Below are 14,762 nucleotides of genomic sequence, written 5' to 3'. Positions count from 1 at the left end.
TCCATGACAGGACCTACTCTCCTTTGTCGGCCAGTCGATTTGGTGCTGCAGTCGGCATTAATGCATTCCCGCAATAGATTGCCGTTATGGAAAAGTTATCCGGGATGCAAGAGGTATGACGGGCGAAAAGGACGAAAAAGAGGGGGTGGGAGGAAGACGGCGAGGGGGAAGGGTGCGCTATGCAGTCGGATCGCGGCACAAGAGTAGAGAAAGCGAAGCGGGCCGGCAGCGGAGGGGCGGCGTGGGAGAGCGGTAAGACGCTTCCCTGCCGCGTACGTCGGTCATCTTTAGTACCACCCGCCTTGCGGCGCGCCGGGCGCCGCAAGGCGGCGGCCGACCGGCCCGGCAGGGCCGAGACGCGGTACGCTTAGCCCTGCCCGACCAGGGGCAGGGGCGCGGTGCGCGTAAGCGGTCGCGGTTCAGGCCGCGGCGGTGGTCAGCGCCACGCGCTTGTGCAGTTCAGTGATGAGGTAGTGGGCCACATCTCGCTTCAACCGGTCATCCTCGACCCCGCTAACGCCGTCCACGATGAGAGTCCCCATTGGAGTTCAGTCGTTTGATCTCACGTTTCCCGGGCTGTCAGTGTTTTCCCACCGAGTGTCAGTGAACGTGTCGGGTCGGCGAGAATACTGCAAGGGGCTTCCTGGGAGTCGGCTTGTTCGGCGCGGGCTGCGGCACCGCTTGTCCCCACGACGGGGCGGGCCGGTCACTGATTGGCGGGTGGGTGGAGCTTCCACAACGCGAGCAGGGTTTCGCTCAGGGCCGGTGGCAGGGTGGAGTCGGTCTCGTTGGCGAGTGCGCCGTCGAAGCTGCGTAACTGGCTCGCGGACAGGTGAGCGCGGATTGTGGCTACTTTGCGGCTGCGGTGGCTGCGTTGTTCCCTGATGAGCTGGTAGGCGCCGGTGCCGCGGGTCGGTATGGGCGATAGTGCCGGTGAGCAGGTGACCGCTGGCCGCAGGATGGCCTGACCGGTGGGGTCGCATCGCAGCAGGACCGTGTCGATCGGGTATCCGTTGTCGCCGTCGTCGAGTTGGAGAGCCTCGACTGGAAATTCTGGTGTGTGCTCGACTGTGTCCGCGATCGCGGCTCGTTCGCTGGTTGTGAGGTCGTCGTATGCGGTGGGAACGAGTCTCACGGCGGCGATGCGACGGGGAAGCAACCCGGTTTCGGTGGAGACGGCGTTGACCCCGGGGACCGGGGTGGCATGTGGCGCTTGGTCCCACACGTGCTGCAGGTGCTGTAGGTATTCCTCGGTGATCGGTGTGGCGTCTGCGGCGATGGCGTCGATGTAGTTGCGGGTATCGCGCACGAGCGATTTCACGTCGGTGATCACGACCGCTTCGTCGCTGGCTTGCGAATGTGCTGAGGCGTTGGCTGATCCGATGACCGCGTGATCGGCGGTAGCGGCGACTTTGGCGTGCAGGCGCGCCGAAGTTTTCACGGTGACGCCGCGAGCGATTAGCGCGGCGATGGCTGCCGGTGAGGTGGCGTGTGAGGCGACTGCTTCCTTGGTTGCGTTGACGACCAATAGATCTCCACGTCGCAATCCCCGCAGCAGCCGAGGGCTGTCGATGCCGAGATAGGCGATCGCTGCGGCGCGGGGGCCGGTGGTGGCGATGGCGGCGCTGATGCGTTTCCACGGTGTCGTTCCCACGAACTCGGTACCCATGCCCCGATCATGGCATCGCCAGTCCCGGTACGCCCGCCGCCCGGAGAGTCCGGGCGGCCGCCCATATCCCGTGCGGGGACGATGGGGGATGGCATGTTCGAGTTGTGACCTCCGAGGTGTTGCTCGACGTGCATGCCGGATTGAAACGGTGGTTTCCCGGTACCGGCCCCGATACGGTGATCGTCGACGACCGCATCGATATGGCCCCCGATTGGTGGGCGCACAATTTGGCCGCGCATGGGTTCGACAATCCGGTGGTGGACACGGGCGTGAGCCGGGGGCAATTGTCCGCGTTGGCCGATGCCGCGGGCGCGACGGCCGATGGGGCGCTGGCGTTACTGTGGAACACTCTGGTGTGGGGTGTGGGTCGCAGAGCCCGCAACAACCGGCGGCGTATCGCGGCGATGGCGGCCAATCGCGACACCTACAGTGCGCTGTTGGTCGAGGCGGCACCGTGGGCCGCAGGGGCCCGGTCCCGGCCTACACCCTGCTGCGGCACTCGCCATACCGAAATGCGGTGCGGTGGCTAAGGCCTGCGTTCTTCACCAAGTTCCTCTATTTCACCGGTGGTGGCCGTACCGGTCACCCCTGTTGCATCATCGATGACCGCGTAGCCGCCGCGTTGCGAGCAGCGGGCTGGGCAGGGCTGGGCAGCAGCGGATGGAGTCCGAGGTCTACGGCCGGTATCTGCGTTTGTTACACAGGTGGCGAGACGAATGTGGTTGCGCGGGCATCGATAGATAAGCGGTGGTTGTTCGACACCGCCGGCTCGGCGATCTGAACAGCCGGTCTGCCTTCGGTGCGGGCGCGAGTACGCCGCACTCGGATGTCCTAGGTCGGTAGGGCACCGGGGAGACGTCGAGCATCATCCAACCGCAGGCCGGCGCTGCGCTGATGACCAGTGCGGTCACGGTGTGGCCGATCGCGTCGCGCCGTGTGCGGCCGGACAGGGCGAGCATGGCCGTGGGGCCGACAGTGCTGTTGTCGTGATGGCCCAAGTGATCCAGTAGGACGGCTGCAGCCGCGCTCGCTTCCAGTGCATCGGCTGGGGTGTCGGGCTCGGAGGTTCGACGTGCAGAAGCATGTTGGGGTTTCAGGGTGGTCGGCAGGTAGATCCGAAGTTTTCCTGGACACGCCGGAGACGGTGGCGTAACGCAGGGACGGACCGATTTCGTCGACTTCCAGTGCAACGACCATGCGCTTCTCACCCCCACGGGGGCTCACGGAAGGCGCTGCTTAAGTCACCCCGCTGACGATCACCATCTCACGCCCGGCGTGCTGGCCAGGCTCGATGCCGTCGATGTGCTGAGGTAGGCGCGGTTGACGATGTCGAGGATGGAGCTCGGCTTGCGGACCTCGATGTCGGCCTTTTGGTGCCCGGTGAACTGACTGATCACGCTCAAACCGGAACGGTACGACTGCTGTCGTTAGACTGGTCGTGGCAGATGTCCGGCCTCCGCGAACAGCCGCCGGAATGCGTGATTCGTGTCTCCGCGCTCGCGGCGATGATCAGGTTAAGCGAGTCGAATAACCTCCTGCCGCTGGTTAACGCTCACCACGGTTCGTTGTGGTGAAGCGCCGCTCAGTGGTCGCCAGCGGGCTCGCGACCCGCGTTGCGCCTCTTCGATGTCCGGGCGGGTTGTGAGGTGTTGGGTCTCTTGTCGTTGGCCACATGCTGTTCAGCGTCGGCTAGTAGTGCCGACGGGGTTGTGGCTAGTGCTTCTGCCAGATCCCACAGTCGATCGATCTGGACGCTGCTGTTGCCGAGTTCGATGCGGGCGATGACAGGTCTCGAGACGCCTGACGCGGTGGCCAGTTCGTCCTGACTCAGTTGCGCCGCCTCACGTGCGCGCCGTATGGCCGCACCGACTGCGTCTCTTCTCATCTTGCGCACCTTCCTCTGCTGCGGAGACAGCGAGGCTTCTGGTACGGGCATGGCCGCATCATCGCACGGCATGCCCTACTCAGCCTCGAACCAGCCGCTTGGAACCAGACAGGCATCCCGGAACCAAAGTATCTCATGCGATACAAACAGCATGTTAACGATGGGGACACGCCGCCAGGGTTGCGACTCGCAGGCACGCGAGGGTGTCATGCTGTGGCGCATCGAGGTTTGGGGCGGCGGGAGGCCGCCGTCTTCCACGGGGATCGAGTGTTTACAGGATCGGAAGGATGCAGTTGTCGGCTTCGCTCGTGAAGGGTGCCGCGGAAGGCATCTGTGAAGGGGTTGAGAGGATAGTTGGCGGCCACCGACTCGGCAGGCGACTCGCTGGCCGCCCCCAATCGTCCGAAGCTATCGCGTCGGCCCGGTACAGGGCGGGTGGTCCGGTGCCCATTGATTCTGGCTTCCTCGCAATGCCGACGCGGATCGCGCTCGATTTACAACGTGCGCAGCCGGTTTCAAACGACTACGCGGTCGACGCTTCAGCGTGTGCTGATCATCATGGTCCGGAGTCGGTTCGGCGGACGGCTTAGGAGGAGCAGGGCGCACGTGTTGAACAGGATCTCCAATTACAGCTCGCAGTGGCAGGCGCAACAGCGTCCGGTGTGCACGACAGCAGTAGTGAGAGAGAACGGAGGAGTGGCGCATGAGGCTTTGTAACGGGGTTGGTGAAGTTCGGTGGCCGTCGCGGTCGCAGGACCGAGGATCGCGCAACGCTGCCATGCGTGATCCGGCGGATCCGGTTGATGCTGCGGATCTGAACCGGACTGTCATTCGTAATCTCAATGCGTGGTTGGCAGCACTGGGCGACAAGCCGGCGGGTGTGCCCGTGTGGCGGTTTCCTTTGCGTGCTTTTGAAATCGCCGCAGATATGGCGGAGGTGACGTCCGAGCCGGAATCGGCACCCATGTCGGTCGAGTTGTGCCTGGAGTTGCTGACCTACACTCCCATCCGGCTACGCAGTTGCGACGGGGCTGAGGTCGCGACGTGTGTAGCGCAATGGGCAGCTGACAACGAGCAGACGCCGCTGGAAGTGATCGCAGACTTCGAGAATGCCTACGACAGCGGGGAGTTATGTTGGGAACAAGGTGACAGCGACGGAATTCATGTCTTCGCCACCATCCACAGCAGTAGACCGGCAGGGCAGTAGACCGGCTGGCGGCTCTACCGCCGTCGCCCGAACGCTGCAGCGGTCGAGCGGATCGCTGCCGAGTGCAGGCGCGATCGCAAGCCACCGGCCGGTGCCGACAATCGTGCGGCGCAGTACGCCGCCAGCGGTCCACCGTCGAGATCAAAGTGGGAGACCGGGCGATGGCGGTATGAGCCTGTGGATGGGTGGTGTAGGCGCGGGGAGCGTTCCACGCTTTGCTGACACACTTACGGGTATTTCGCGGAGTCCACCGGGCCGGCCTGCCCGCGGGGAACCTGAACGCCTGTTCGTTTCTGTCCCGCGCCGACGGTGACTGCCGGCAGACACGACGGTAGTCAAAAAGATGAGTGATACGCCCAGCAATAATGTTCGGATGGATATTCCGCGAGCAAACATGACTCGGCATGAAATAATCGTTCGCATGGCTGATCTGTGGGAGCAGGCACTAGGCGCGAGCGCCAACAGCCCGCAGGATTTCCTCGACTGTCTGGTCTTCTCCGAAGAACTGGAGGCGCCAGAGTCTATTCTGCCGCGGATAACCAGGGGCAACGCCGAACAGCTGCTGCGCGAAGCTGAACAGCAGCAGATGATGACGAAAGGTAAGACCGCGGGCAGTGACCGACACGCTGGCAGTGACTAGTTATTGCGCTTATCAGGACGTTGTTGACGCTTGAGCTGGTCGAGGCACATCGGTTTGTGGCGATGATGAGTGCACTGGCGGCGAGTAGGGGTATGCCCACAGCGCCTCACTTCAGCGGGGCCATCCACGGAACTGCGTTGTGGGCAAAGCTCTGCTTGACCGGCGCCAGGTCGGCATGATCATCCAATGCCGTGATCGTGACGCCCACCAGGCCGGCTTCATCGCCCGGACGCGACCGAGGAACCGCACTTCGGGCAGAACCCGCGGCAGACCTGCGGGAACATCTCGAACCAGGTCGGTTCCCCGCCCGGACCAGTCCAGGTGAATCCTTCCTCCGGGAGGGACACCCACGACATCACCGGGGCATCTGAAAGTCTTCGGCAGTGCTTCAGCGGGTCGGACACTTCCCGGGCTGGCTGGCGGCCAACCGCGGCCACGACGACGCTCTGCACTCCGGCTCCGGGCGTGACCGCGCTGTGGACGCCTACCTGAGCGCGGCGGTCGAGGAACGCGGGATCGTGGGGCGCACCGTCAATCTGAGCTCCACCGCGCTCACCGTCTTCTACACCTGGCTTAATTTCGGCGCTTCGACCACGCCTCGGGTGGTGGAGCCGATCAACCCACGCATCCTCGGCCCCTCCGAGCAGCGCGCCCTGCTGCGGGCCGCGGCGGCGCACGGGCCGCGCTGGTCGCCTGGCTGGCGAAGGCCGTCGCCTGCTCCGCGGCCGCCCCGAACAGGTCGCGCTGTTCCTCACCGAGCAGGCACCGCACCGGCGGCTGGCCGTGCGCACCGTCGACGATGCCATCCGCGCTGTCGGCGCAGACACCCGCCTCGACATCTCGCCAGCACGCTGCGCGCCACCGCCGAACAACGCATGCTGCGCGAAGGTTTATTACCCGCAGTCGTCGCCGCCCGCCTCGGGCAGCAGGCACTCGACCCCGACCGAGTACGCGCCCTGCTCGGCCGCACCGTGCCGCGCCCGCGCAACCGCTCGCGCTCACCGACAGCGAGCGGCTCGAACTGTTCGGCGACATCGCGATGTAGTTGAAGTCGCAGCCGCACTGTCAACCAGCGAATTGATCGATTTACGACACCGCGGACGTCCCGAAGTCCGGGGTCCAACCCAATTCGCGTTCTGCTGCAGAGAGAATTGGACCTGTGAGCACAGTGGTCCAACAGCTTCTGACACTCGCCGGCGTGCTACTTGGCGCGGGCGCGACGTACACAGCGACAGCCTCGACTGAACGAACGAAGTGGCGACGAAGTCTTGATACTCGCTGGGACGACAGGCGGCTGACCGCCTACAGCGACTATGCCAATGTATTGAAGAAGTCTCTGGAGGTGTCATACCGTCTCGCGGCCACACGAGGCTATCCCGCTTCCGCGTTGCCGATCGACCTCGAAGGCGGACTGCAAGCGCTGGCTACGGCAGAAGCTGATCGGACGGCCAAGTGGGAGACCGTGCTCCTGCTGGGGTCGCCAGAGACGATTGCAGCCGCCCGTAGCTGGCACAAAGCTGCTTGGTCGCTCCGATACGTCGCTCGAGGAGATACAACCATCGAGCACGATGAGTACGTGCGGCTCTACGAGTCCATCGGACGCTTGAGAGATGAGTTTTACGCATCCGCACGAGCTGACCTGGGTATCGAGAGCGGCGCACTTCCAGTTAGCGAAGGCGCATGGCTGCCTCCCGGATATAGATCTGTCCAGGAGTGAAGGTATCCGGACAGCCCACCTGGCGTGTCCCGGTGAATGAGACCACCTGGTTTAGAGTCCTGTTGGCCCTGGTGGGGGTCGGAAGGGACACTGCGGGACATGGCAGGACCCTAAGTTGATAGGGGTCCGGAGCCGGTCTTCGGATGCCTGGGCCGGTGGGGTGTGGCTGATGTGCTGGATGTTGTCGTTGTGGCTTCTTGCGACTTGCCGCCCTGCCGCCCTGGACTCTCCGGCCGCTGATTGAGAGCTGTTGCGGATCATCGCTGTTTAGGGACCTGTCGGCGGGGTGTCCATGGGCGTGGATTGCGACGACGGGAGTGGATGAGTGGCCGAGCGCCCGGAGATCTGGGTCGGGATCGATGTCGGCAAGCGATCGCATCATGCGTGTGCGGTCGACGCCGCTGGTGAGGTGGTGTTCAGTCAGAGATTCGGCAACGACCAACGCGCGATCGAACAGTTGGTTGCCCGTTCGGGTAGCGCCGCACGAAGCGTGCGGTGGGCGGTCGACTTGACCGGCCCGTTGTCATTGATGCTGGTCACCGTGTTGCTGAACGCTGGTCAGGCAGTTGTTTATGTGCCGGGTAGCGTCGTGAACGCCATGAGTCGCGGGTTCCGCGGCGAGGGAAAGACCGATGCCAGGGATGCACGGGGGATCGCCGAGACCGCCCGCATGCGTAGGGATTTGGCCGAGGTCGCGATGCCCGAAGAGCTTGTGGCCGGGCTGACCCAGCTGACGCGATATCGGTCAGATCTGATGTCGGATTGGGTCGCAGGGGTCAACCGTCTGCGTGCGGTGTTGGGATCGATCTTTCCGGTGCTTGAGGCTGCGTTCGACTATTCCAACCGCGGCCCGCTGATTCTGGTGTCGGCGTTGTGCACCCCGTCCGAAGATCATGGCCGCCGGAATTGACGGTGTCACACCCCATTTGAGTCAGAATGGCGTGCGGCCCTCGAGGGTTTCCAAGCTGGCTTCGACTGCCGTGGCCGTCGCGAACGTGCAGGATATCGCAGTGCCGGGCGAGGCAGACGCGGCCGTGCTGGTCAAGCGCATCGCCGGTAAGCTGCTCGATCTGGATCGGGAGATCAAGGACACCGACAAGCTGATCGCGAAGCGGTTTCGCGCTCACCCGTGGGCGCGGATCATCGAGTCCCTGCCCGGAATGGGTGCCGGCCTCGGTGCCGATTTCCTCGTCGAAACCGGCGGCAGCCTGGCAACATTCGGCTCCGCCGGGCGTTTGGCCAGCTACGCCGGTCTGGTCCCGGTACCGCGTGACTCCGGTCGCGTCAGCGGGAATCTGCGGCGCCCGACGCGTTACAACCGCCGCATGCGCCGCGTGTTCTACCTCGCAGCGTTATCAAGCCTGCGCGTGGAAAACGGCCCGTCACGGCAGTTCTACGACCGAAAGCGCGCCGAACGACGGATCCACCCCCAAGCACTGATGGCGCTGGCCCGCCGCCTGGTCGACGTGCTGTGGGCATTGCTACGCGACGGACGAGAATTCGTGCTCGATTCACCGAATCCCGTCGCTGCTGCGGCTTGACAAGATCATTGAGAGTCGCAAGCGGCATTCCGCGGAGGAGATCGTGCGGAAGCTGCGCCGTGCCGACGAGCTGGCCGCGGAGGGCCGCTTGGGTGAGGAGATCACCGCCGAGCTGGAGTTCTCTTCGGCCACGCTGTACAACTGGCGCCGCCAGTACGGCGGGATGGACACCGACGCCGCGAAAGAGCTCAAGGAGCTGCGGAGCAGAACGCGCGGTTGAAGCGGCTGTTGGTCGATGCCGAGCTGGAGAAGGACGCGCTGCGGAAGATCGCCAAGAGGAAATAGTGAGCCCGGCCGCCCGCCGCCGCGTTGTGGACATGCTGAAGGACTGTTTCGGCATGTCGGTGTCTACCCGCGACCGCTGCCCGGCGACGGGGCCACACGCGCCTGCCCGCACTGCGGCGAGTCCATCACCATCGTCGCACTGCTGACAACGCCGGAAGCCGCTCGACCGAGCGTCCCGACCGACACCACGATCGTCCCACTACACCGCCGAACCTGTTAAGGTTCCACCTCAAGCCATCTGGCCCATTTCGATTGGCAACTCTGGCCAACACTCGCTTAGCGCCAACACCCCGACCGGTGGAAGCAGCGCGCATATAAGGTGATCGGTCGAGGCGGTACTGCGGCGAAGTTTGCGCCGCAGCCGCACGAACCCCGCCAGCCGCTGAGCTCGGCACATGCTGCCAGGGCAAAGCAGCGACAGACGTCTTCCACCTGCCTGACGGCCGTCGGGGCAAGCGCACAGCAAGCGAGCGCGGAGCCCCGGCGGTTTGGTCGCAGTGAAAGCCGGAGCACTGATCGACCCTCGCAAGTAAACGATTACCTCAGGTCCTCGAATATCGATACAGGGTTTCGACGAAACGCTCGGATATCGGCCATCCGAACTTGTTGGAAGTCCTCCTGCGCGGCCTGCACGGCACGCGTTTGCTCAGTAGTGAAGTAGTTGTCGTCGGTGCGCCACATCGGGTGGATGAGAAGCACGCATTTGTCGTTCCTTGTCACGGCGGGGATCTCTTCGATGACAGCGGCGGATGAGCCTTCGAGCGCAGCTGCCGCTGCTTCGATCCACTTTCCCTCGCTGGGAAGCGATCGTGACAAGGTCAACGGCTGTGCGGTGATGAGTTCGAGCAGGTCGAGCGCAAGCCGCCAGTCGAGCAGCGGGTGCCGACGGGCATTGTCGTAGGAGCGAAGGCAATCCGGGCATGAGGTATCGCAAGTCCGGCTGTGGGCCGGGTCTTCCCAGGCCTCTCGGAATTCTTCTAGCGCGTTCTTCAGCAGCGCAGGCAAGACAGAGTCTTGGCCGAGCTCTACGGCATACCCTGCTCCGTTCTCAGCGGTGTCGGCGAGGAAGACGCCTGCGCCGACCTGCTCGTCGGAGTGTCGGAATTGCCCGAGGATAGGGAGCTTCTTGGGCACGAGGCCCGAAGTCAGTTCGGTGGGATCGAGGTCGAGAAGTACTTGAGCAGCTCTTCGGAGTACTTCTGCGAAGGAGTTGTAGATCGATTTGCCGGACTGAAGTTCGTAGAGGGCGATGGAGCCTGTGCCGATGTCGAGGCCAACGGGGGTGATGAGCAACGCGTCGGTGACTCGCACCTCGCCTATGGCAGTCTTTTCTGTTCCGGCGGCGCTGGGAGTTTCGGCGATTACGCTCTTGTCGACTTGGCCTCGGAAAGAGTATCCGCGGCCGAAGTTATCGTTGATCGTGACAAGTTGACTGTGGGCGAAGAGGTCCACTTTGAATCGTTCGTGCTCCTCGCTGCTTGTCGGCGTTTTTCCTGGTATCAGGGCTGGGGGCGAGGCGACGCTCAAAGCCTCCTGGTCGTCATCATAAGGTCTTTCGTGATAGTCGGTGCGAAATCCTCTCGGCTCGAACAGACTGATCTGCTCGGCAGCCTCGTCGCACGCCGTACATTTTGGTGCGGTGGTCAGCGCTGTTTGTCCACATGTCCTGCACAGTGCGACGGTCCTAGGCGGACCAAGGGGATCGTCGACGGCTACGGCTGTGTTGCCCTTAAGTGCATACGCAGCGAAGCCGTTGGCCGTATGAACCAGCCCATCTTTGACGATTTCAGCGGTGGGCGCGAAGCTGCGAACCGCTTGTTCCAGCGCTCGATCGCTGACTGCGAAGCGCTCCAACTCCTCGCGGCTCGTTATGCGGCGTCTCCAAAGGTTTCTCACTCGGGTCGGGAATCCGAACATCGGCACGTGGCCGTATCGGGCTAGCGCTGCGCTGAGCTCGGTGTCGGTCGAATTCTGTTCTTCGACTGTCACCATGTCTATTTCGGAGATCAATTCAGATCTGATGTACTTTTTGATCGCTTCGATGTCATCGCTGTTTATCAGGGTGTGCGCGGTGAGGCGGTCGATGATCGCATCGACATGGACGGAATTCGCCAGCCATGCGGCGACGCCGTCGCGGTGGGCGGGCCACTCGTGTATCTGGCCGAATGTCCCGTGATTGCTGCTCTGCGTCCATGCGGGAGGGTGCTTCTGTGCGGCGAACGCCTCGTAGAGGCACACGCTCGCGGCAACCCGCTGGACTATGCGGCGTCTTCCCAGGTCGAGGAAAGGCTGCGGTGGGACGTCTCCTGTGATGCGCTCTGGACGGTTGAAGTAGTATTCGTCGTGCGTGCGGTCGCGGCAGATCGTCACTGCGAAGCTCAGAGCCTGCCGCGCTCGGCCAGCGCGGCCCACGCGTTGCTGATAGTTGAACCGCTGAGGCGGCATGTTCGCCATGAGCGTGGACCGCAGAGATCCGATGTCGACGCCCACTTCCATCGTCGTGGTGACCGACAGTACGTCGAGTTCGCGGGTCAGGGCGTTCTCGCGACGGGTGAATGCGCCTTTAAACCAACGCTGTCGGTCTCTTTGCACCGACAACGGTTTTGTCTGGCCTGTGAGCTCGGCGATGTTCATACGGCGCGGATCTTCATGCGCCAGCCAGGCGTAGTAGTCGTCGTCTGTCGATAGCGGGGCCTCTCGTAGATCGCTGCCGAAGCATTGACGGTTCGCGCAGACTCCTGCGTTGGGATGCAGGTGGGCGAAATTGCATCGAGAGCAGCGCCACACGCGGTCGCCGGCGGGCTGGAAGACGAGGGTCGAGTCTGCTGCGGTCGTCCTCAGGAGCCAGCCGCTGAGCGCCCGCGCGACGGCGTCGTCGTTCGTCAGCTCGAGGAGCTGATTGTTGAGTTGCTGAAGATCGACTGCGCGCGCTCTCGCGACGGCGGCAAGATACTTGCGGACTGGCGCCGGGGTGTCGGCGGAGGAGGTCACTCCTGCGCGCCTGCTTCCCTCTGTGCGGCCCCACAATCCGAGGATGCGGAGGACTGCGCCGAGCAGTTGGTCCTGCTCCTCGGCTTTCAGCGGGCCGGGCTTCGGCTTCCAGCCGTCGATGTGCACGCGGGCGATGCCTACTGACTCGAGATCGCGACGCGCGCGATCGAAGGCGGCCTCGACGACCGAGGAGCGCAGCACCGACTTCAGCTTGTCCTGGCCTTGGGTGAGCGGCGGTTCTTCCCACAGTCCCTTCTCCGGCGGCCTGAATGCTCGATACCACGGCGTCGTGCCGTCCGATGAATCTTCGAGGTGCTGATTGGCGGGGTCCGTGCCCCCGGGGTTCACTCCGATGGATACGAAGTAGTCGGTGATGCGGTCGCACATCTCCAGGAAACCCACGGTGGTGCGCGCTTCGAGTTTGCGCAGCGCGTTGGCCAGCGCGGTTTCCTCAGCTTCGGTGAGGGGCATGCCGGTCCGTTGTTTCAAGCGTGCAAAGGATCCAGCCGCGATCTCGGGTTCGGACTGAAGTCTTTCGGGATCCGCGAGGAAGGCATCCAATGCAGCTACAGGGTGCGTTCCTGCTGCCAGTTCGCGTCTGAGCACTTGGCGTACCAGGTCGCGGTGGTGATTGCGCGCCACTCCGGCAGCCGTGCGCGCTGCGTCGTCGCGACTGTCGGTGAACACAATCGTTTTTGCTTCCGATGCAGCGTTGTCTTCTTGGCCGTAGGCCAGTGAGCGCACCAGGTGCGACAGGTACAACTGGGTTGCGGCCGCTGTGCCAGACGTGTGAGCTCGGATCACAGACGACACCTGGCCTGCTCGAAAAGCGCCCTGCTTCTTCGAGAAATTGGGTGCATAACCGCATGCGGGACACCGGTCGGGCAGGGCCGGGATCCGGTCGTCCGGGCCCGCTCCCGCTGACGTCAGACTCAACCCCGTTGGCTCTGCGCCGCTTCGAGAGACGAGTCCCAGTCTCGGTTCCCATGCCACCCGAGCGAAGTCGAGCTTGACTCCTTCTTTCGTCCATGAAGTCGGAACATCTGCTGGAATGCCCGGCCGATACCACAGGAACTCGTGGGTCGAGCGCAGGAAGACAGGCTTGGCGCTCTGGCTCTCTGTCACGGGGGTGGGTGAGAGCAAGACCTCCATCGAGCGGTCGTCTTGGGAATCATCGACGAGGTAGCCGCCAAGGCTCAGATCGCCGCACTCGTAGCAGTAGAGCAATTCCAGTACGCGCGCCCCGCAATCGCTGCATGCGCTGGTCGGGGTCGTGTACAAGCGGCCGATGCGTCGCGCGGGAGACGGGTCGGCTACGCCTGTGCAGTCGGGGTCGCTACACGCCCACATGCCGTGAGGGACGCGGACGAAGACGTGAGCTCGGACAGGGATGGGCGTCAACTCGGACGTCGCGAAGTCCGTCTCGACCAGCTGATCGAAGACGGTGTCCATCAGCGAGTCCGAATCGTCGCGCTCGGGAAACAAACGATCCGCGATGTCATCCAATGCCGTTGCGCGAAGACGTTGTTCGTTGGAGACGCATGCCGCGGCGATCGCATGCGTCAATGCTGCTGGGTCTATCTCGCCAGTCTGAACCCGTGCTGGATCGAGTTTTCCCGGCGGCGACAACGGAATCTGCTTGCCTGGTTGAATCGTGAAGGTGTCTGTAGCGAGTCCGAAGAATTGCTCCAGATAGTGACGCCCGTCTTCGGTGTCGGTGAGCGAGGCCGATGTGGCGATGACACGGAGTTGAGGGCTGTCGGGCGCAAGATTGAGACGTCGAAGCAGCGCCCGCAGAATCATCGCGACTTCGCTGCCTGGCGTGCCGCGGTGGAGGTGCAGCTCGTCGACGACGAGGGTGAACACGTTGTCTGCGCTGCTCTCGAGCCAGTGTGCGGTTTGCTCGAAGATCGTTTCTTCGGTGTGCCGCATCATCATTGTGTTGAGCATCGAGTAGTTTGTGACCAGAATGTCGGGCGCGTGGCTGATCATGTCCCAGCGAGTGAGCATTTCGCCTGATCGGGGATCCGCGAACTGGCTCAGGTCGACGTCGGATCGGCCGTTGTTCTTGGCTTCGACGAGGTCGTCGTATTCGCGTGCGTAGGCCTGGAGTTGGTCGGCTACTTCCTTGTCACGCTTCGTTGACGATTTGCCACCGATGGTGTTGCCTGTGTATCGGCCAAACCAGATGGGATGGAGCTGGTCAGCCTCGCGAAGTAGCCGGACGGCGCGGCGAAGCCTGGTCATCTGATCTTCGACGAGAGCGTTCGTGGGGTAGAGGATCAGGCTGCGGACGGCCGGGAGGCGCGTCTCGCGTTCTCGGATGGGACTCCAGCGAGGAGGCGCGGATTGCCACCAGGGCGTAGTCGAATCTTGCACGGGCCATGTCGATGCTTCTTGAGCCAGGCGGAGCAGCAGCGGCAGGAGAAAGGATTCGGTCTTGCCCGAACCCGTGCCCGAGGTGACTATGACGTTTCGTCCGGGGGAGGCTCCTGGCAGGAAGTGATGCAGGATGGATTGAGCCTGATGTTCGCGCAGCGACAAGGCATGGGGGTCGCTTCCTGGGAAGAGCGCAGCGGCGATCCGGGCGGCGATAGAGGCAGGGATGTCGGACTGCGCTGCGACGTCGGACAACAGCGCCGTGTTGGGGTAGGGGACGACCGGCTCGATCATGACCTTGCCGATGAGGGCGCCTGGACGTTCCAGCAGCATGCGCCGTTCCGCCATGATGGTTTCGTCGTTCAACCAGAAGGCCGTGTCGAAGTAGCGCAGGTATGCGTCCCTGAGCCCTTGGGCGAGTGTCGGCGGAGTGATCTGCCTCAAGAAT

9 protein-coding genes and 3 pseudogenes are annotated in these 14,762 nt (G+C 63.5%); 7 read left to right on the top strand and 5 right to left on the bottom strand.

Features of this window, described 5'->3' with window-relative positions; all coding sequences use genetic code 11:
• Positions 1 to 706 precede the first annotated feature (706 nt).
• Positions 707 to 1,669, bottom strand: coding sequence for a phosphatidylserine/phosphatidylglycerophosphate/cardiolipin synthase family protein (locus ACZ6DL_RS21640; RefSeq protein ID WP_466053563.1), 963 nt, complete (start codon positions 1,667 to 1,669; stop codon positions 707 to 709).
• 200 nt (positions 1,670 to 1,869) lie between these two features.
• On the opposite strand from ACZ6DL_RS21640, the pseudogene ACZ6DL_RS21635 reads away from it, so the two are divergent.
• A pseudogene (locus tag ACZ6DL_RS21635) lies at positions 1,870 to 2,450 on the top strand (8-oxoguanine DNA glycosylase OGG fold protein).
• A 362-nt stretch (positions 2,451 to 2,812) separates the two neighbouring features.
• Here ACZ6DL_RS21635 and ACZ6DL_RS21630 read toward each other — a convergent pair.
• From ACZ6DL_RS21630 to ACZ6DL_RS21620, 3 genes and pseudogenes are all read right to left on the bottom strand, one after another.
• A pseudogene (locus tag ACZ6DL_RS21630) lies at positions 2,813 to 2,896 on the bottom strand (single-stranded DNA-binding protein); the annotation flags it as partial.
• A 29-nt stretch (positions 2,897 to 2,925) separates the two neighbouring features.
• Positions 2,926 to 3,072: a hypothetical protein gene (locus ACZ6DL_RS21625; RefSeq protein WP_466053561.1), complete on the bottom strand. Its 147-nt coding sequence runs from the start codon at positions 3,070 to 3,072 to the stop codon at positions 2,926 to 2,928.
• Positions 3,073 to 3,251: 179 nt separating this feature from the next.
• Entirely contained in the window at positions 3,252 to 3,554 is a 303-nt protein-coding gene (locus ACZ6DL_RS21620) for a helix-turn-helix domain-containing protein (protein WP_466053559.1), read from the bottom strand.
• A gap of 778 nt (positions 3,555 to 4,332) precedes the next feature.
• Between ACZ6DL_RS21620 and ACZ6DL_RS21615 the strand changes: the two genes are divergently transcribed.
• The 6 genes and pseudogenes from ACZ6DL_RS21615 (at position 4,333) to ACZ6DL_RS21590 (ending at position 8,879) form a co-directional block, all read left to right on the top strand.
• Positions 4,333 to 4,761 (top strand): hypothetical protein, encoded by a 429-nt coding sequence (locus tag ACZ6DL_RS21615; protein WP_466053557.1) that lies wholly within the window; start codon positions 4,333 to 4,335, stop codon positions 4,759 to 4,761.
• Between the two features lie 421 nt (positions 4,762 to 5,182).
• Positions 5,183 to 5,401, top strand: coding sequence for a hypothetical protein (locus ACZ6DL_RS21610; protein ID WP_466053555.1), 219 nt, complete (start codon positions 5,183 to 5,185; stop codon positions 5,399 to 5,401).
• A gap of 383 nt (positions 5,402 to 5,784) precedes the next feature.
• Positions 5,785 to 6,450, top strand: a complete 666-nt coding sequence (locus ACZ6DL_RS21605) for a hypothetical protein (protein WP_466053553.1) — start codon at positions 5,785 to 5,787, stop codon at positions 6,448 to 6,450.
• Between the two features lie 110 nt (positions 6,451 to 6,560).
• On the top strand, positions 6,561 to 7,118 hold the full coding sequence (locus ACZ6DL_RS21600) for a hypothetical protein (protein ID WP_466053551.1): 558 nt from the start codon (positions 6,561 to 6,563) through the stop codon (positions 7,116 to 7,118).
• Positions 7,119 to 7,443: 325 nt separating this feature from the next.
• Positions 7,444 to 8,659, top strand: a pseudogene (locus ACZ6DL_RS21595) (IS110 family RNA-guided transposase).
• Positions 8,628 to 8,879, top strand: a complete 252-nt coding sequence (locus ACZ6DL_RS21590) for a transposase (RefSeq protein WP_466053790.1) — start codon at positions 8,628 to 8,630, stop codon at positions 8,877 to 8,879. Before ACZ6DL_RS21595 ends, ACZ6DL_RS21590 begins: the two are co-directional and overlap by 32 nt.
• Before the next feature lie 602 nt (positions 8,880 to 9,481).
• On the opposite strand, the gene ACZ6DL_RS21585 is transcribed toward ACZ6DL_RS21590, so the two are convergent.
• Entirely contained in the window at positions 9,482 to 14,758 is a 5,277-nt protein-coding gene (locus ACZ6DL_RS21585) for a DEAD/DEAH box helicase (protein ID WP_466053549.1), read from the bottom strand.
• Positions 14,759 to 14,762 lie beyond the last annotated feature (4 nt).

Source organism: Nocardia sp. NPDC041819, from assembly GCF_055590505.1.
Note: the sequence above shows the minus strand (reverse complement) of the source record. Positions and strands in the feature narration are given on the sequence as shown.

Bases quoted from the DNA above. Each gene is read 5' to 3' on its own strand.
- ACZ6DL_RS21640 (WP_466053563.1), bottom strand. From the start codon at position 1,669: ATGGGTACCGAGTTCGTGGGAACGACACCGTGGAAACGCATCAGCGCC.
- ACZ6DL_RS21620 (WP_466053559.1), bottom strand. From the start codon at position 3,554: ATGAGAAGAGACGCAGTCGGTGCGGCCATACGGCGCGCACGTGAGGCG.
- ACZ6DL_RS21615 (WP_466053557.1), top strand. From the start codon at position 4,333: ATGCGTGATCCGGCGGATCCGGTTGATGCTGCGGATCTGAACCGGACT.
- ACZ6DL_RS21610 (WP_466053555.1), top strand. From the start codon at position 5,183: ATGGCTGATCTGTGGGAGCAGGCACTAGGCGCGAGCGCCAACAGCCCG.